A 15,753-nucleotide genomic window follows, 5' to 3' on the forward strand; every position below is an offset into this window, starting at 1 on the left:
TTCCAATTAGTAGATTTTTCCCTTTACAGTTATCGGTAAACTTGGCCTTCTGCACTAACATGCTTAGACACGGCTTAAACTTTTACACGGTATCACGCTTTCCTAAAAACCGGGTTTCTAATTCATGTTCATATCCCTCGCCTACACGGTAAGCTTTAGCATGAGGGCGTGAACTGACAGCGCTGTGCAAGTCCTGGCCTATAAAATGAAGTGCCACGCCGTCATCCGCGGCGATGCCCGGTTTGATTTTGCCCTCTGCCAAAAGCTCACGATACGTCGGCCTTCTATTTGCTTCACCATCATAATGAGGGCAATTGCTGCCTGTCAGAAACCCGAGGCAGTCCAGTGGCTGAAGCTGGTCTCCGAATGAATCGGTGAGGCCTTGTTCGAACCAGCAGATCGATCCTGCGCTGATGCCGGCCAAGACATTTCCTTGGTTCCATGCTTTTTCGATAATAGTATCCAATCCCCATTCCTTCCAAAGCGCCAGCAAGTTTTTCGTGTTGCCTCCGCCGACATACAGAATGTCTTGCGCCAGCACAAAGCGCTCCAGATCTTCCGCTGGCGGTTTGAACAAAGACAGATGTGTCGGTACGCAGTCGTGCTGTTCAAAGCATTCATAAAATCGCGCGATGTAACTGTCCGCGTCCCCGCTCGCGGTCGGGATAAAGCAGATTTTCGGCGTCTCTTTCGGCGATTGTTCCAATATGTATAAATCGAGTAAGGGGTTGTCAGGCTCCATCGAGAAGCCTCCTCCGCCAAGTGCGATAATCTGTTTCATGGCATTGTTCCTTTCGGAGTTTGATCAATCATGTAAGGGCTGAACTTATTTCATTCCCATTGCATCTTCCTTGCGCGCATTTAAACGCACGTAATACAGAACCCGCACAATCAACAATATGGCGGCCAGACAGCTTACATATCCGAGACCCACAAAAAAGCTCTCGTCTTTAAATGACGGATATTGTTCGGTTCGGCAGTGCGGGCAGTTTTTTCCGTCTTTTGCCACGCCGAGCTTCCAAATGTCTGTTGCTTTCCAATCGCGTCCGCAACTTGTGCAGTTCGCCATAGTCTTCATCCTGCCTGCGCTATTCCAAACATTAGTCCCTGTCAGTCGGCCAGTCCATTTCCGTTCGCTCTTCATATTGGATGTGATGCTTGGTGTCTTCCTGAAAATGCTCTGAAGTCCAGTCGTCGCTGTTGCGTCCTGAGGTGATGTCATCGTACGGCGTATGCGGAATATAAGGCATCGATTTCTTTTTGGCGATGCGGTAAATCATCCGGCTTATTACAGCAACCATGAAAAAAGTAGCAAGAATGCTCATATCGTCCCTCCTCTTAAGTCGGCCGTCAGTATTTCTTTAATTGGTTTACGCTTTGGCACACCGAAAGTTTCATATTCAGCCAAAACCGGTGGCCGCTACACTGCCATTTCAAGCTTTCATTCTTTACAGTCTACGCTTCTCTCGATTACACTTTACCTATTCAAGAAATCTATTGAATAGATTAGGGGTGACTCGAATGGAAGCACGGGAATTCAAAAATTTTGCCTATGGACATTTCACCAAAATCAGTAAAGCCTTATCGAGCCCGCGGCGTTTCGAGCTGCTCGATTATTTGGCGCAGGGACCGAAAACAGTCGAACGGCTCGCTATTGAGACGCAGATGTCGGTGGCGAATACTTCACAGCATCTGCAGGCATTGCGCGATGCGCGGCTTGTCATCTCATCCAAAGTGAAAAATCATCATTATTACGAATTGGCCGATTCCGAAATAGCCGGCTTGTTGCAAATGACCAAGCGGCTCGCTGAACGCCGTTTTCCGGATGTCACCGATGTCCGCGCACAAGAAACAACAGATGGCGGTTCGGTTCCGGTCATCTCTGCACAAGAGGCGTGTGAAGAGTTACGGAACGGGCGCGCCATTTTGATCGATGTAAGGGCACAAGATGAGTTCGACAGCCGCCATCTGCCAGGCGCTTTATCGATTCCGCTTGCTGAACTCGAACAATACATTCCGCAGCTCCCTGGCGCTAAGAAAATCATCGCTTATTGCCGCGGTGCTTACTGCCTGTTCGCAAGCGATGCGGTGCGGCTGCTTTGCGGCCATGGATTTGATGGCTACCGCTTGGATGAAGGGCCGGCTGATTCTATTTCCCGGGAAATGGTTTCAGCTGAGCAGGAGGATGCGGAATGAAACCGGTAAAGTTCGGCATTAAGGAAAATTTACTGCAATTTATGCTGCTCGTCTTGACGAACTTTTTCGTTGGTTCGATGGTCGGTCTCGAACGGACTGTTTTGCCGATCATCGGTGAGGAAGAATTCGGGCTCGCATCAGCAAGCGCCGCTTTGTCATTCATCATCAGCTTCGGATTCTCGAAAGCGATCGTCAATTATTTCGCCGGTGCTATCGCCGACCGGCTCGGCCGCAAGAAAGTGCTGATCATCGGCTGGAGCGCCGGGCTGTTCGTGCCGCTTCTCGTCATTTTCGCCGACGCCTGGTGGATGATTGTCGTCGCCAATATTTTCCTCGGCATCAACCAAGGCCTCGCCTGGTCGATGACCGTTAATATGAAAATCGACCTCGCAAAACCGACACAACGCGGGCTCGCGGTCGGCCTCAACGAATTTGCCGGATACACTGGCGTTGCTGTCATGGCGGCTTTGTCCGGGTATGTCGCGGCGACTTTCTCCAACCGGCCCGAGCCGTTTTATATCGGGCTCGCGGTCGTTGTCATCGGGCTCGCACTGTCGTTTCTCGTGCGCGATACCGGGGAGCATTTGAAACTTCAGGCTAAGTCCAGCGCACAAGATACGGCTTTATCGGCGGGTGAAGTATTCAAGCTGACGGCATTCAAAAACCCGACACTGTCGACAGCGACATTTGCCGGTCTTTCCACCAATTTGAAAGACGGCATGGCATGGGGCTTGTTTCCATTGTTTTTCATCGGCGTCGGATTAAGCGTTCCGGAAATCGGTTTGCTCGTCGCCTTGTATCCGGCCGCGTGGGGCTTTTTCCAATTGTTCACCGGAGCCTTGAGCGACCGCTGGGGCCGAAAATGGCTGATCGCCGGCGGCATGTGGCTGCAGGCTGCTTCGCTGTGGCTTTTGCTAGTGGTTGACCAATACAGCTTGTGGATTTTGGCATCGATTTTGCTCGGGCTCGGAACGGCGATGGTCTATCCGACTTTACAGGCAACCATCAGTGACGTCGCGGCACCGTCCTGGCGTGCTTCTTCAATGGGCGTCTACCGTTCATTCCGCGACAGCGGCTATGCATTCGGTGCCTTGTTCGCCGGAATTTTGACAGATGTCATCAATGTCGAATGGGCGATCGGGCTGGTAGCGGTGTTGCCGCTTCTCGCCGGGGTGATGGCAGCTGTTCGGATGAAGGAAACACTTCCTGGGAAGACTGCCTGACTAAGGCAGTTTGCGCAAGATGAGGTTTCGGCCATTTCAACAAAATAAAGAGCCGGCAAGGAAATTCCCTGCCGGCTCTTTATTTATTTTTTACAGATTTTCATTCATTTAAGAACAAGAATACCTGCTTGTCCGCCTGGCCAGATTCTCCGACGAGGCAATCGGTATAGTCGAGCCATTTTGCGCGTTCGCAGCGGGCTTTGATTTTGTCGCCGAGTTCCGCTTCGATTTTTTGCATCAAGCTGGAAACTTCCCCGAACGAAAGGTTAAAGCGGTAAGCTGCTTGCTCGAATGGCGAGTGGAGGGCGAGCAAGCGGCGAAATTCTTCCACTGTTTCTGCCTGTTCAGCCAAAGCATCTTCCAGCTCGGTAATAAAGCGGTACAGTTCCCGCTGCTCGCCTGAAAGCTTTGTCACTTCACATTTCAACATGTAGGCGATCATGCCGTCATTCATAACCCCACTCCTCTACGCTATCGATTTACCAGCTTGATTTTTTGACGCCTGGAATTTGTCCTTTATGTGCAAGATCGCGGAATGCGATGCGGGACATGCCGAATTTGCGCATAAATCCGCGCGGCCGTCCGGTTACTTCACAGCGGTTCTTCAAGCGTGTCGGTGATGAATCTTTCGGCAGTTTTGCCAATGCCGCGTGATCGCCTTGCGCTTTCAATTCTTTGCGTAGATCCGCATAGCGCGCCACCATTTCACGTTGTTTTTTGTCGCGTGCGACTTTTGATTTTTTGGCCATTAGTAGGCTCCTCTCCATTATGCTCTATTTTCCGGATGATTACTTCGTTTCGCGGTGCAATGTCACTTTTTTCAAACGCGGGCAGTATTTCTTCAATTCGATGCGCTCTGGGTTGTTGCGTTTATTTTTCGTTGTTGTGTAATTGCGCTCTCCTGATTCTGTGCACGCTAGTGTGATGTTTACTCTCATATTGGTTTCCTCCTATTTATTAAATGATGTGTGTAGCGGGCAGCGGGTCAGGAAGTTGGCTCCAGTCCTGTGCCAGTTCTTGTGCCGTAAGCAGGCAGTTATCCAGTGACTGCGTCAGCGCTTGTTGGTCCATAGTGATACCAATCAGCACAAGCTCGGTCATTTTCACGCTGTCCGATTCCCATGCGCCTGCCGTCTCTAAGCTCGCCGACGGTCCTGCCTGCGACAATAATGTCGCGACCGAATCACGCGTCGCGATGCGCAAGAATCCTTTGGCGCGCACGATTTCCACCGGCCAGTCCATGATCCATTCAAATAAACGCTCCGGGTGAAACGGCGTTTGACTGCGGTAGACGAACGACGCGATGCCGTATTCTTCCGTTTCCGGTACATGTTCTTCGTTCAGTTCCTTGATCCAGCCGGCCCCTTGGCTCGCCTGCTCGAAATCAAAGCGGCCCGTGTTGAGGACCTCACTAAGCGCCACTTGGGAATGCTCAGTGCGGAGAATGTTCGCTGACGGGTTCAGCGCTTTGAGCACGCCCACTAATTCATCGGCTTTGTCCGGTGCCAGCTGATCGGTTTTGTTTAACAGAATAACGTCTGCGAATTCAATCTGATCAATGAGCAAATCTGAAATTTCGCGTTCGTCCTCTTCTGTCGCGCCTTCTTTTCGGTCGAGCAGCGTTTCGCCGGACGCGAAATCGCGCCAGAAGCCATGGCCGTCGACGACCGTCACCATCGTATCGAGGCGGCATAACGCGGACAAATCGACGCCGAGCGTGTCGTCCATATAGCTGAATGTCTGCGCGACCGGCACCGGCTCACTGATGCCAGACGATTCAATGACGATATAGTCGATGTCGCCCTGCCTCACTAACTTTTCAACTTCGACGATCAAGTCTTCACGCAGCGTGCAGCAGATGCAGCCGTTTTGCATTTCGACCAATTTTTCTTCCGTTCGGGAAAACCCGCCGTTTTGGACGAGCGCACTGTCGATGTTCACTTCGCTCATGTCGTTGACGATGACCGCCACTTTCAAGCCTTCGCGGTTCGTTAAAATATAATTCAACAGCGTCGTCTTGCCTGCGCCCAAATAGCCGCTCAACACCGTAATGGGGATTCGTTTATCCATTCTATAAAACTCCCTTATGTTTCTGTCCATTAAATCGTAACGATTACGTTTTATATAATAACGGGCTTTACCTGATTGTGCAAGGATTTTTTCGAATCCTTTCTGGCAAGCTGTAAACTTAGCAACGCCGTAGCCGCTTATTGTGCTTGAGCGGACCAGTACCAACAGGATCGCTCTTGTCTTTTATCGCTGGAGCATGTATGCTGTTTTTAATTAAAGCGTAACGATTACTATTTGTAAACCGAAAGTTATACTGTTCATTACTTTTTATAGGAAGGAGCCGATGCCCGTATGCATACGTGGATTATTATCGGCGGCGGCATTCAAGGAATGACGCTTGCGAATTTCTTGCGAAAACAAAAAGCAGTCACAGCTGAAGAAATAGCGATCATCGACCCGCACGAAGAGCCATTAGCGGATTGGAAACGCTGCACGGAAACCATTTCCATGCCTTTTTTGCGATCTCCTTTTGTCCATCACCTCGACGTCGAGCCCTTTTCGTTGACCAATCACGCCAAAAATAGCCCTTTCAGTGAAGACGCATCGTTTTTCGGCAGATTAAAGCGCCCTTCCCTCTCGCTGTTCCGTGAACATTGCGAGCATCTTGCCCGCGAGCAGGACATTCGCCGGAGCTGGATCCAAGGTCGCGTAGCGTCGATCAATCGAATAGAAAACGGATGGCATGTCCAGTTGGAGGATGGCACACGGATTACCGGGACAAATATCGTCCTTGCCATCGGTGCCGGCGAACAATTGCACTGGCCTGATTGGGCACAGCAATTGCGAACCCATTCCCCCGGTTCGGTGTACCATGTGTTCGACCGAGAGCTGCCGGAGTTCGATTTATCGCAAGCGCCGTTCACTGTTATCGGCGGTGGCATTACCGCGGTCCATTTAACGTTGAAGCTGCACAAGCTGTTTCCCGGACAAGTTACACTCCTGAAACGCCACCCATTCCGCGTCCACGATTTCGACAGCGACCCGGGATGGCTCGGGCCGAAATACCAGCACGCTTTCCGCAAGACACGGTCTTACACACGTCGACGGGAAATGATTGTCCGGGCGCGCAGAAAAGGTTCCATCCCGCCAGACTTGAATGTTAAAATGCGCAACCAGCTCCGTCAATTTCCCGGACTGGTCGCTGACGGCCATGTGCACAAAGCCGATCATCAACACGGCACAACCGCGCTCTATAATGAACACGGCGGCTTGCTCCAACAAACCGGCACCGTCATTTTAGCGACTGGCTTTCAGCCGCAGCTTCCAGGGCGCGAATGGCTGTCGCCCATTATCGAAGAACAGCGTTTGCCGTGTGCCGACTGTGGTTATCCTGTCGTTTCGCATACTTTGCAATGGGGGCCGGGACTCTATGTGATGGGGCCTCTTGCAGAACTTGAAGTCGGCCCGATCTCACGCAATATTTCCGGTGCGCGCGAAGCAGCTTCGCGCATTGTCGCTGCACAGTAAAAGACCTGCCGAGTGGCAGGTCTTTTACTGTGGCTGTCGAGAAACCTCGTCAGCTTTTTGGCGTTTCGCTCCAGCCGGACGCTTTCCGCGGGCACGGCCTCAGCCGCTTCACTGCTCCGGTTAGGGTCGAGCCTAACTTTCTGCAGACACTTAAAGATTCCAATCTGTTTTTGTGCAAAGAAGAATCTTTTTTTGATAAAAATTCATAGAAGAGTCTAGACTTATTCAACACTCTGGCAAAAGACCTGCCGAGTGGCAGGTCTTTTTACATTTCATTTCTTATGGCCGCCGATCAGCTTGGTCCGATCGAGTGCCGTGCCTGCTTCGGTGCCCGACACGCCGCGGTAGATTGCGGTTGGGCCGTGCTTGCGCTTGATGGCGTCCATCGCTGCGCCAAGCCGGCGCCTTTGCCATTTGTCCGCTTCGAACAGGCTCAGCTGCATGGAAATTTCGTCTTCCAAATTGGTGATTGACAGCGAAATTTGGCGCACCGGCTTGCCGAGGTAAAATTCGCGGAACAGCTCTTTGCATACTTCGTAAATCTTTAACGTGTCGTTCGTCGCTTCGTCAATCGAGCGGGAGCGCGAAAAGCCGCCGCCATATGCATTTTTACTGTAGCTCATACCGAGATGAATCGTGCGCCCCGCCATGCGCGCTTCCCGCGCGCGCATGGCGACGTCTTCGCACATCTCGAGCACAATCGTCAGGATGTCCCCCCGCGTTTCATAGTCGCGGTAGAGGATCTGGCCTTTGCCGAAGCTTTTCTGCCCTTCGATGATCAGCGAACCGAGTTCCGAGTAATCGATGCCGCGGGCGTGCTGATACAATTGATGGCCCATGATACCGAAACGATCTTCCAAATTCTTGAGGTCTGCACGCGCCAAATCGCCGACTGTGAAGATTCCCATATTATTCAGGTTACGCTCCATTTTGCTGCCGATGCCCCACATTTTGCTGAGCGGTGAAACCGGCCATAATTTCCGCGGCACATCTTTCATCGTCCAATGCGCAAGGCCTTTTTTCTTGCCTTCCAAGTCCAGCGCCAGCTTGGCCATCAACATATTCGGCCCGATGCCGACCGCTGACGGCAGGCCGAACTGGCTCATGATCGAATCCTGCATGTCGATTGCCGCTTTTTCCGGCGTTCCGTAAATATGGAGGATGCCGGTCAAATCGATAAAACTTTCATCGACGCTGTAGACGTGAATATCTTCTTTCGGGACATATTGGGCGAACAAGTCGGTGATGGCCATCGAAATCTCCAAATAAAATTGCATTTTCGGCTCGATCAGCAAAATATCCGGATGATCCGGAATTTCAAACAGCCGCGTGCCGGTTTTAACGCCGAAACGCTTTTTCATTTGCGGTGATGCGGCCAACACGACGCTGCCTTTGCGCTCTTGATTGCCGACGATGGCAATGCACGCTTCCATCGGATCGAGGCCGAGTTCCACTGCCGAACAGCTGGCGTAAAAGCTACGCATATCAATACAGGCGATATACCGCTTTCTTTCTGCTGACTTTTCCACGACGCCACCCCTATACAGAACGTTTGTTCTTATTTTACTGTAAAAGAGGAAAAGCAGCAAGAGGCAAAAGAAAGATCCGCTTAAAATAAACAGAATGTTTTGAATCCTAAAGAGTTATCGGTAAAATGGAAAATGTGGGAATTAACTCATTGCCTTAGAGGAGGAATAACACAATGACAAGACTTGAAGGAAAAGTAGCGGTCATTACAGGAGGCGCGGGAGAAATTGGCAAAGTGACCGCCAAGCGTTTCATGGAAGAAGGCGCGAAAGTGGTGATTGTTGACGTATCAGAAGACGCACTCAAGTCCGCTAAGCAACAACTCGGCGGCGAAGTCGTGACGGTCCAAGCGGACGTGTCTAAAGAAGATGACGTGAAAAACTATGTCGATAAAGCCGTTGAAGCATTCGGCACAATCGATGTGTTCTTCAATAACGCCGGCATCGAAGGCAAGGTCTCTCCGCTCACCAAACAGACAGTCGAAGATTTCGATCAAGTCATCGCCATCAATGTGCGCGGCGTGTTCCTGGGATTAAAGCATGTGCTGCCGGTCATGTACCAACAAGGCTCGGGCAGCGTTATCAATATGTCGTCGGTATCCGGCCTTAGCGGTTCGCCGAACGTCAGCCCGTACATCACATCAAAGCATGCGGTCGTCGGTTTGACGAAAGCCGCGGCTTACGAAAGTGCGCGCCATCAAGTCCGCGTCAATTCGGTCCATCCGTCTCCCGTCAATTCACGCATGATGCGCTCGCTCGAGGAAGGACTCGGCACGACCGAAAAAACTTTATCGAAAACGATTCCACTCGGCCGCTACGCCGAATCTGAGGACATTTCCAACTTGGTGCTGTTTTTGGCATCGGATGAAAGTACGTTTATCAGCGGTACACAATACCGCGTTGATGGCGGCATGGCCGCCTTATAACAAAAGACGGGCAACCACCAGTGTGGTTGTCCGTCTTTTATTTATTCACGACCCGGAACTTTCAAATCTTCGACCGGATTGTATAAAGTTTTGAAACCGTCGATCCGGCATTCCACCACATCACCATCACGGATGACGACGGCACCCGGTGTACCGGTGGAAATGATGTCTCCCGGCAAAAGCGTCATGACTTCTGAGTGAAACGCGATGAGATCCCGCGGCCGGAACGTCATGTTCGACACGCTGTTTTTCCGCTGGACCTCGCTATTTTTGACGGTGGCTACGGTCAATTCGAGCACCCCTTCCACCTCATCCGGCGTCAGCAATTCCGGCCCGAAGCTGAAAAACGTATCGAAGCTTTTGGCACGCGTCAAATAGCGCGGATTTTTCTCTAGAATGTCTTCCGCAGTCATGTCGATAATGGTCGTAAAACCCGCCACCACATCAAAAGCATCTTCCGGTGATACATTTTTGCATTTTTGGCCGATGATGATGCCGAGTTCCGCTTCTGCGGTGACGCGCTCAGACTGTTTCGGCAGCTTGATGACATCTTCCGGCCCGATGATCGTCGTATCCGGTTTCAGGAAACTCGCCGGCTCCGTGTCCGGGGACACTTCCTTCAAATCCGCAGCATGCTCGGCGTAGTTGAGTCCGATGCCCCAGATTTTCCGCGGGTGCCTGTATAAAGGCGCGTAATCCGCATCAGCAAACGGCATGATCGATTCTTCGAGCGCTCCTTCCGGCATGCGTTCAAATTCTTCCCTCAGCCATCTTTTCAACAGTTCGAGTTCCCCCGTTTCGATCAAAGTAAACAAGTCGGTCGGCCAGTTTTCAGCAGTATGTTCGTTTAACTTGCGCAGCGGCAAAAAACCATTTGCCATAACAAGCGCCGCTTCTTCTGTGCCATTCCAACGGATTGTTGCGAGGCGCATACTATCTCCCCTTCCTTTCCCGTTTATTTCGAGTTCTCTTCCTTAAAAACCTGCTGTATGAATAAAAAAAGCAGGCATTCCACTCGGGAATGCCTGCACTTTTCAACTATTTTCTTTTAATCCATCGATATAATGTTTTGCTTCAAGGAGCGAATAACCGAATGCGACGCGCGCCGCCTTAACCGCACGAATCTCCTGCCCTTCGGCGATCAACCGGCGCAACTCATCGTTGATGGCAGGCTCTTCATAGCCTGCCTCAGCTTCTATTTGTTCGATTCGTTTCATCATATGCTCTATACGCACCTCCACCGCTTTAACGCATTCGTTCAGCAGCAAATAAGCAGCTGCCGCACCGCCCAATACCAAGCCGATTGCCCAGATCCAATCTGTGCCCTCTATCATCATCGTTCCAATCGGTCCAGAAACTGTTCCAGGCGTTCTAGTGATGTAAGACGGCTGTTGCATAGCGATTCATCGGCACAAATATACTGGCCGTGCTTGATATAATTGTCGGCGCCCGCTTTGGTCTTCGCCGTAAACAGCCCGACCGTGCCGTGTTTATGGCAAATCATGCAGATGCCTTGTTTGCGGCTTGCACCGAACTGGCCGCTCACTGCCTGCAGGCGGCCGTTGCGTTCAGCGACCAAAAAGCGGTTAGTGTTTTCCTGCCAGGCGAGGTAAGACAAAGAGTAAAAATCAATTGACGGCACGTTCGGCCCCTTGAGTCGTTTGACTTTCGGGAACAGCCGTTTCAAGCTGTCGTTGGTAACCGCCCGAAATGGAATCAAGTGGGGGCGCAGACCCGCGAGAAACCCTTCCGCATCGTCAGTGTCTTTCACCGAAGTCAACGGGCGCAATATTTGCTTCTGCTCTTCCGTCAACGCCGGGAACAGCGCGAACACCTTCTCGTGGCTCAAATGGCGCAATACGCTCAGCACTTCTGCATCATTCGCCATTGCGTGCGCCGTCACGAGATTTAATGCCTGTTCTTTAATGAAGTTATATTGATGGTTGCGAATAAATGCATCGGGTTGACCCGTGACATTTGTCCGGCCTGTCGATTCTTTTGTGATGGTCATCGCTCTCCATCTCCTTTTCAGGTTCTGGTTGTTGTCTATTCATCATACTTCATCTATACGGTCGTTTCCATTATGGCCCATTCAAAAAACCAACCAAGCGGGATTCCACAATTGGCTGGTTTTTTAGTCAACGCATATTTTTCTTTAAGCGATGGTTGGTCCGATAATTCTGCCACACTGTGAACAGGATCGACAGGACGGCGAGGACGAGAAATGTCAACGAGATGGGACGCGTCAAGAACAGCGTCCAATCGGGATCAGCCATAACCGCACGGCGCAAATTGACTTCCGCAATCGGCCCAAGAATGACGCCAATAATCGCAGGTGCCAGCGAGAAATCGTATTTGGTGAACAAATAGCCGATGAATCCCATGACGATTAAAATATACAAGTCAGTAAACCGGTTGTTCAATACGAATGTGCCAACCACACATAACACGAGAATGACCGGAACGAGTACTTGAACCGGCACTTGCGTCACTTTCATGAAATAGCGCATGCCGAGAAACTGCGTAATGAGCATCCAGAAAGAAGCGACAAGAAAGGCGAAGAAAATCCCGCCGACAACATTCGGTTCATTGACGATAAGCAAGGGCCCTGGCGTTATGCCATGTACCATCAATGCAGAAAGCAGTACCGCCGTGACGGCAGAACCCGGGATGCCTAGTGCCACTGTAGGGATCAAGTCTCCCCCTACAGTCGAGTTGTTGCCCGCTTCTGATGCGATGACGCCTTCTTCACAGCCAGTGCCGAATTTCTCCGGATTTTTTGACCATTTTTTGGCTTGGTCATAAGCGACGATGTTGGCGATACTGCCGCCCGCGCCTGGAATCGCACCGATGATGGCACCGATTGCAGAAGAACCGAACAGCGTTCCCGGCCTTTTCAATACGATGAGCATCGTTTGAATCGGACGCAACACGAACTGGACATCTTTTAATTTCTCTTCGGCGCGCTTGGCGTCATCTTTGTCCATTTCTTTGCGCTCGAGTGAAACGAGCAATCGCGAAATCGCGAACATCCCGATAAGAACGACGAGGAAAGGTATGCCCGCCCGCAAGGTTTGCAAATCGAAAGAGAAGCGCGAAATACCGGAAATTGGATCGGCTCCGACCGTTGCAATCAAGATGCCGAACAAGCCGGCGATCAAGCCTTTAACGATGGAGTTGCCTGTCACACTGGCGATGATTGTCAAGGAGACGACGATGAGTGAAAACATTTCCCACGGCCCCATCATCAGCGCAAATCTGGAAATTTGCGGTGCAATCGAGACGAGCAAGATGAAACTGATGATCGAACTCAGAAAAGATGCCCAAATCCCGATCGACAGCGCTTTACCCGGTTCTCCATTTTGCGCCATCGGGTAAGCGTCGAATGTGGTGGCGATAGATGACGGCGTACCTGGGATTCCGAGCAACGCTGCTGTGATCAAGCCACCGGACATGCCTCCGACGAAAACCCCGACCATGGCCGCAACACCCGACACGGGATCCATTCCAAATGTCAGCGGGAGCGTCAAAACAATTGCCATCGCGACTGTAAAGCCTGGGATCAAGCCGGCCAGGATGCCGACGATCACTCCTACCAAAATAATCAACAAGATCCGCCATTGAAACACTTCAGCAATTCCTAGGATAAACAAGTCCATCATTTAGAAAGACCTCCTTTCGGTGTGAGGTTAAAAGAAGATTCCGGATGGGAATCGGACATTCAGGACATTCTCGAAGAAGAAATAAGTTCCGAGCGTAATCGCAACAGAGACGATCGTGATGACGATTATATCTTTTTTGGCGCGCGATCCGACCAACAAGCCCGTAAAGATGATGAAGATGATTGTCGACACGACAAAACCAATGAATTGCATACTGAATATATACAAGAGGAAAACAGCCAAAGTCAGGATGACTAGCCTGTATTCCACGTAAAACTCACGAAACTTCTCGCTTGCGGATGGCCGCGGCCCAGTTGATTTTGAACGTAAAAGCTCCAGCCCCTTTTTGATGATCAGTAGAAGCGACAACAAAATCAATAGTACAGCAACGAGCTGCGGAAAGGAGCCGGCATCGAGATGCACTTCATTGAGCGCCGGAAAATCGGTCGATTGAAAGTAAATTACCAATCCAAGCGCAATTAATGCGAGACCTATCAATATTTCCCCCATATTGTTCCTCCCCTTCTTAACGGACTTAAGATGAAACGCAAAAGGGGTCCATTCAGACCCCTTGGCTTTCTGCTTTTGAAATCCGCTTAGTCCATGTCCTATTCCAGGTCTTGAACGATTTCGCTGATGATGGCGTCCTGCTCTTCAAGGTGGGTACGGTAATCTTCCGGGCCCATGAAATCGACTTCAGTTCCAACATTTTGTACCGCTTCGATATATGCCGGGTCGTTTGCAGCTTCTTCAAATGAAGCAGCCAATTTTTCGATGATTGCCGGGTCAGTATCTGCTGGAGCGACATAGCCGCGATTTAAGCTCATCGTCATATCGTAGCCGCTTTCTACAAATGTCGGAACATCCGGCAAGCGCTCGATGCGTTCCGAGGTGCCGATTGCAAGGAATTTCATATGGCCTGCTTCCACAAATTCATTGGCGGATGAATAATCGACAATCGCTGCGTCGATATGGCCGCCCGCAAGTGCTTGAATCGCTTCTGTCAAGCCTTCGTAACCGACCAAATTGTATTCAATTTCAAGTGCACGGCCGAGCTGTTCGACCCAAACGCGCGGAATGCCAGCGACCGTGCCGCCAAATCGGACTTCATTGGTTTTGCCGTATTCCACAAATTCTTCTAGTGTATCGATATCAAGGTTGTTCGATACCGCAAGGATTTGGTCAGATGCAGACATTGCTGCAATCGGTGCAAAGTCATCGAAGTTGATTGATGTGATATCAGTATGATGCGCCACTAACAATCCTTCGTGGACTTGGCCGATGCTATAACCATCCGCTTCTCTTTCCATCAAATCCTCCAAGCCGACGGTGCCGCCGACACCAGGTGCATTGATGACAACAAAGGATTCGTCAAAATGAGTCCCTACATGTTCTGCAACGAGACGGCCTTCGATATCACTGCCGCCACCAGGTGCCCAAGGAATGATCATTTCCACTTCGCGTTCCGGGTAGTTCTCGACGGACGCGCCGCTATCTTCTCCTGAACAAGCTGCAAGGCCGAATGCGATTGCTGAGACTCCAGTAGCGAGAGCCATTGTTTTCAAGTTGTTTCGTTTCATATTGCATTCTCCTTTTTTTATGAGATTCCGGTAAGGGCACCGTATAACAGGGCAAGCCCGATGACCAGTGCCGGGTGAAGCTTCCACTTTTCCAGCATCAAGTAGCTGACGATCATGAGGATCGCCGTTTGGACGCCGCCGAGAGCGGCCTCTGAGGTTACGATAAATTCAATCGTCATGACGCCGATCAATACGGCAATAACAGGTTTGACAACTTTAGAAATATTTTTTACTTCACGTGAATCTTTGTATTTAAAGAGAATGGCCATAAGCCCAATCATCAAAATTAATGATGGAGCAACAGCGCCGAACAGCGCCACCGCCGCCCCAAGGGGCCCGCCTTCGGTGTAGCCGATATAGCCGGCCATCTTGGTCGCGATCGGCCCTGGCAAAGCATTGCCGAGCGCCAGCACTTCACTGAACTCCTGTGTATCCATCCAGCCATAGCGGTCGACGACTTCCTTTTGAATTAGCGGGATCGATGCCGGTCCGCCGCCATAGCCGAGCATACCGGATATGAAAAATGCCAGGAAAATCTGCCAGTAAATCATTTTCTGCTCACCGTCCTTTTAATGAATGGCACGAGGACCAGAAGAATCAAGCCGGCGATGAGAAACGCCGGGTGTATGCCGAGCACTTCAAGCAGGATAATCGATAAGACGATCAATAGAATTGCACGGCTCCACCCGAGCGCCGTTTCGGATTGCTGGACGAAGTTCCACGTCAAGACGCCGAGCATGACGGCGACGACTGGAACGACCGCATTCGACATATTCGCCACCCACGGCAAGTCTTTGTAATTCTGCAATAAACCGAGCAGCAGAATCATCATCACGACCGTTGGCAGAATCGATGCAGCAAGTGCAATCAAACAGCCGCGCAATCCCGCCACACGATAGCCGATATAGCCTGCGAGCTTAGTCGCAATCGGACCGGGCATTGTATTCGCGAGTGCGATCGTGTCGCCGTAATCTTCATCCGTCATCCAGCCGAAGCGATCTACCACGTCGCGTTGCATGATGGGAATAACTGCCGGGCCGCCACCGAAGCCGAGCATGCCAGCGCGGAAGAACGCCATCGTGAGGTCAATCGATTTGACGGCT

General features: G+C 51.0%; 20 protein-coding genes. 4 read left to right on the plus strand and 16 right to left on the minus strand.

Annotated features, from left to right (window positions below; all coding sequences use genetic code 11):
* Window positions 1-82: 82 nt before the first annotated feature.
* From ACFO5U_RS11840 to ACFO5U_RS11850, 3 genes are read right to left on the minus strand one after another with little or no spacing between them, the layout of a single operon-like run.
* The gene (locus tag ACFO5U_RS11840; protein ID WP_377279273.1) at window positions 83-781 is read right to left on the minus strand and encodes a Type 1 glutamine amidotransferase-like domain-containing protein; all 699 of its coding nucleotides are present in this window, start codon (window positions 779-781) and stop codon (window positions 83-85) included.
* A gap of 45 nt (window positions 782-826) precedes the next feature.
* Window positions 827-1,069, minus strand: a complete 243-nt coding sequence (locus ACFO5U_RS11845; RefSeq protein ID WP_377279274.1) for a hypothetical protein — start codon at window positions 1,067-1,069, stop codon at window positions 827-829.
* A 31-nt stretch (window positions 1,070-1,100) separates the two neighbouring features.
* Window positions 1,101-1,325, minus strand: a complete 225-nt coding sequence (locus ACFO5U_RS11850) for a hypothetical protein (protein WP_377279275.1) — start codon at window positions 1,323-1,325, stop codon at window positions 1,101-1,103.
* Between the two features lie 196 nt (window positions 1,326-1,521).
* Between ACFO5U_RS11850 and ACFO5U_RS11855 the strand changes: the two genes are divergently transcribed.
* The gene (locus tag ACFO5U_RS11855; RefSeq protein ID WP_377279276.1) at window positions 1,522-2,196 is read left to right on the plus strand and encodes an ArsR/SmtB family transcription factor; all 675 of its coding nucleotides are present in this window, start codon (window positions 1,522-1,524) and stop codon (window positions 2,194-2,196) included.
* Window positions 2,193-3,419 carry an MFS transporter gene (locus ACFO5U_RS11860; RefSeq protein WP_377279277.1) on the plus strand — a complete coding sequence of 409 codons (1,227 nt, stop codon included), beginning with the start codon at window positions 2,193-2,195 and terminating at the stop codon, window positions 3,417-3,419. The genes ACFO5U_RS11855 and ACFO5U_RS11860 overlap by 4 nt, the downstream gene beginning before the upstream one ends.
* A gap of 100 nt (window positions 3,420-3,519) precedes the next feature.
* Here the strand turns inward: ACFO5U_RS11860 and ACFO5U_RS11865 are convergent, their stop codons facing one another.
* Genes ACFO5U_RS11865 through ACFO5U_RS11880 form a run of 4 tightly spaced genes read right to left on the minus strand, consistent with a single transcriptional unit; the run spans window position 3,520 to window position 5,489 of the window.
* Window positions 3,520-3,873, minus strand: a complete 354-nt coding sequence (locus ACFO5U_RS11865) for a hypothetical protein (protein WP_377279278.1) — start codon at window positions 3,871-3,873, stop codon at window positions 3,520-3,522.
* 25 nt (window positions 3,874-3,898) lie between these two features.
* Entirely contained in the window at window positions 3,899-4,168 is a 270-nt protein-coding gene (gene rpsN, locus ACFO5U_RS11870; protein WP_377279279.1) for a 30S ribosomal protein S14, read from the minus strand.
* Between the two features lie 39 nt (window positions 4,169-4,207).
* The gene (gene rpmG, locus ACFO5U_RS11875; RefSeq protein WP_377279280.1) at window positions 4,208-4,357 is read right to left on the minus strand and encodes a 50S ribosomal protein L33; all 150 of its coding nucleotides are present in this window, start codon (window positions 4,355-4,357) and stop codon (window positions 4,208-4,210) included.
* Between the two features lie 19 nt (window positions 4,358-4,376).
* Window positions 4,377-5,489 (minus strand): GTP-binding protein, encoded by a 1,113-nt coding sequence (locus tag ACFO5U_RS11880; protein WP_377279281.1) that lies wholly within the window; start codon window positions 5,487-5,489, stop codon window positions 4,377-4,379.
* Between the two features lie 291 nt (window positions 5,490-5,780).
* Between ACFO5U_RS11880 and ACFO5U_RS11885 the strand changes: the two genes are divergently transcribed.
* The gene (locus ACFO5U_RS11885) at window positions 5,781-6,956 is read left to right on the plus strand and encodes an FAD/NAD(P)-binding protein (RefSeq protein ID WP_377279282.1); all 1,176 of its coding nucleotides are present in this window, start codon (window positions 5,781-5,783) and stop codon (window positions 6,954-6,956) included.
* A 272-nt stretch (window positions 6,957-7,228) separates the two neighbouring features.
* Here the strand turns inward: ACFO5U_RS11885 and ACFO5U_RS11890 are convergent, their stop codons facing one another.
* Window positions 7,229-8,440 (minus strand): Y-family DNA polymerase, encoded by a 1,212-nt coding sequence (locus ACFO5U_RS11890; protein ID WP_377279498.1) that lies wholly within the window; start codon window positions 8,438-8,440, stop codon window positions 7,229-7,231.
* 218 nt (window positions 8,441-8,658) lie between these two features.
* Here ACFO5U_RS11890 and ACFO5U_RS11895 point away from each other — a divergent pair, with 218 nt between their 5' ends.
* Window positions 8,659-9,408, plus strand: a complete 750-nt coding sequence (locus ACFO5U_RS11895; protein WP_377279283.1) for an SDR family NAD(P)-dependent oxidoreductase — start codon at window positions 8,659-8,661, stop codon at window positions 9,406-9,408.
* Window positions 9,409-9,449: 41 nt separating this feature from the next.
* Here the strand turns inward: ACFO5U_RS11895 and ACFO5U_RS11900 are convergent, their stop codons facing one another.
* The 8 genes from ACFO5U_RS11900 to ACFO5U_RS11935 all read right to left on the minus strand — a co-directional run bounded on the left by ACFO5U_RS11900 (window position 9,450) and on the right by ACFO5U_RS11935 (window position 15,728).
* Window positions 9,450-10,340, minus strand: coding sequence for a fumarylacetoacetate hydrolase family protein (locus ACFO5U_RS11900; protein ID WP_377279284.1), 891 nt, complete (start codon window positions 10,338-10,340; stop codon window positions 9,450-9,452).
* Window positions 10,341-10,442: 102 nt separating this feature from the next.
* The gene (locus ACFO5U_RS11905) at window positions 10,443-10,745 is read right to left on the minus strand and encodes a hypothetical protein (RefSeq protein ID WP_377279285.1); all 303 of its coding nucleotides are present in this window, start codon (window positions 10,743-10,745) and stop codon (window positions 10,443-10,445) included.
* Complete coding sequence (locus ACFO5U_RS11910) at window positions 10,742-11,419, minus strand: FusB/FusC family EF-G-binding protein (RefSeq protein WP_377279286.1); 678 nt, start codon at window positions 11,417-11,419, stop codon at window positions 10,742-10,744. Before ACFO5U_RS11910 ends, ACFO5U_RS11905 begins: the two co-directional genes overlap by 4 nt.
* A gap of 127 nt (window positions 11,420-11,546) precedes the next feature.
* Complete coding sequence (locus ACFO5U_RS11915) at window positions 11,547-13,070, minus strand: tripartite tricarboxylate transporter permease (RefSeq protein WP_377279287.1); 1,524 nt, start codon at window positions 13,068-13,070, stop codon at window positions 11,547-11,549.
* Window positions 13,071-13,097: 27 nt separating this feature from the next.
* Window positions 13,098-13,580, minus strand: a complete 483-nt coding sequence (locus ACFO5U_RS11920; protein WP_377279288.1) for a tripartite tricarboxylate transporter TctB family protein — start codon at window positions 13,578-13,580, stop codon at window positions 13,098-13,100.
* 98 nt (window positions 13,581-13,678) lie between these two features.
* Window positions 13,679-14,650, minus strand: a complete 972-nt coding sequence (locus tag ACFO5U_RS11925) for a Bug family tripartite tricarboxylate transporter substrate binding protein (protein ID WP_377279289.1) — start codon at window positions 14,648-14,650, stop codon at window positions 13,679-13,681.
* A gap of 17 nt (window positions 14,651-14,667) precedes the next feature.
* Window positions 14,668-15,201, minus strand: a complete 534-nt coding sequence (locus ACFO5U_RS11930; RefSeq protein WP_377279290.1) for a chromate transporter — start codon at window positions 15,199-15,201, stop codon at window positions 14,668-14,670.
* Complete coding sequence (locus ACFO5U_RS11935) at window positions 15,198-15,728, minus strand: chromate transporter (protein WP_377279499.1); 531 nt, start codon at window positions 15,726-15,728, stop codon at window positions 15,198-15,200. The genes ACFO5U_RS11930 and ACFO5U_RS11935 overlap by 4 nt, the downstream gene beginning before the upstream one ends.
* Between the last annotated feature and the right edge of the window lie 25 nt (window positions 15,729-15,753).

The organism is Planococcus dechangensis, from assembly GCF_042654465.1.
Taxonomy (GTDB): domain Bacteria; phylum Bacillota; class Bacilli; order Bacillales_A; family Planococcaceae; genus Planococcus; species Planococcus dechangensis.

Excerpts from the sequence above, each read along its gene's own strand:
- ACFO5U_RS11840 (WP_377279273.1), bottom strand. The coding sequence starts at position 781 with ATGAAACAGATTATCGCACTTGGCGGAGGAGGCTTCTCGATGGAGCCT.
- ACFO5U_RS11845 (WP_377279274.1), bottom strand. The coding sequence starts at position 1,069 with ATGGCGAACTGCACAAGTTGCGGACGCGATTGGAAAGCAACAGACATT.
- ACFO5U_RS11850 (WP_377279275.1), bottom strand. The coding sequence starts at position 1,325 with ATGAGCATTCTTGCTACTTTTTTCATGGTTGCTGTAATAAGCCGGATG.
- ACFO5U_RS11855 (WP_377279276.1), top strand. The coding sequence starts at position 1,522 with ATGGAAGCACGGGAATTCAAAAATTTTGCCTATGGACATTTCACCAAA.
- ACFO5U_RS11860 (WP_377279277.1), top strand. The coding sequence starts at position 2,193 with ATGAAACCGGTAAAGTTCGGCATTAAGGAAAATTTACTGCAATTTATG.
- ACFO5U_RS11865 (WP_377279278.1), bottom strand. The coding sequence starts at position 3,873 with ATGAATGACGGCATGATCGCCTACATGTTGAAATGTGAAGTGACAAAG.
- rpsN (WP_377279279.1), bottom strand. The coding sequence starts at position 4,168 with ATGGCCAAAAAATCAAAAGTCGCACGCGACAAAAAACAACGTGAAATG.
- rpmG (WP_377279280.1), bottom strand. The coding sequence starts at position 4,357 with ATGAGAGTAAACATCACACTAGCGTGCACAGAATCAGGAGAGCGCAAT.
- ACFO5U_RS11880 (WP_377279281.1), bottom strand. The coding sequence starts at position 5,489 with ATGGATAAACGAATCCCCATTACGGTGTTGAGCGGCTATTTGGGCGCA.
- ACFO5U_RS11885 (WP_377279282.1), top strand. The coding sequence starts at position 5,781 with ATGCATACGTGGATTATTATCGGCGGCGGCATTCAAGGAATGACGCTT.
- ACFO5U_RS11890 (WP_377279498.1), bottom strand. The coding sequence starts at position 8,440 with ATGCGTAGCTTTTACGCCAGCTGTTCGGCAGTGGAACTCGGCCTCGAT.
- ACFO5U_RS11895 (WP_377279283.1), top strand. The coding sequence starts at position 8,659 with ATGACAAGACTTGAAGGAAAAGTAGCGGTCATTACAGGAGGCGCGGGA.
- ACFO5U_RS11900 (WP_377279284.1), bottom strand. The coding sequence starts at position 10,340 with ATGCGCCTCGCAACAATCCGTTGGAATGGCACAGAAGAAGCGGCGCTT.
- ACFO5U_RS11905 (WP_377279285.1), bottom strand. The coding sequence starts at position 10,745 with ATGATGATAGAGGGCACAGATTGGATCTGGGCAATCGGCTTGGTATTG.
- ACFO5U_RS11910 (WP_377279286.1), bottom strand. The coding sequence starts at position 11,419 with ATGACCATCACAAAAGAATCGACAGGCCGGACAAATGTCACGGGTCAA.
- ACFO5U_RS11915 (WP_377279287.1), bottom strand. The coding sequence starts at position 13,070 with ATGATGGACTTGTTTATCCTAGGAATTGCTGAAGTGTTTCAATGGCGG.
- ACFO5U_RS11920 (WP_377279288.1), bottom strand. The coding sequence starts at position 13,580 with ATGGGGGAAATATTGATAGGTCTCGCATTAATTGCGCTTGGATTGGTA.
- ACFO5U_RS11925 (WP_377279289.1), bottom strand. The coding sequence starts at position 14,650 with ATGAAACGAAACAACTTGAAAACAATGGCTCTCGCTACTGGAGTCTCA.
- ACFO5U_RS11930 (WP_377279290.1), bottom strand. The coding sequence starts at position 15,201 with ATGATTTACTGGCAGATTTTCCTGGCATTTTTCATATCCGGTATGCTC.
- ACFO5U_RS11935 (WP_377279499.1), bottom strand. The coding sequence starts at position 15,728 with ATGGCGTTCTTCCGCGCTGGCATGCTCGGCTTCGGTGGCGGCCCGGCA.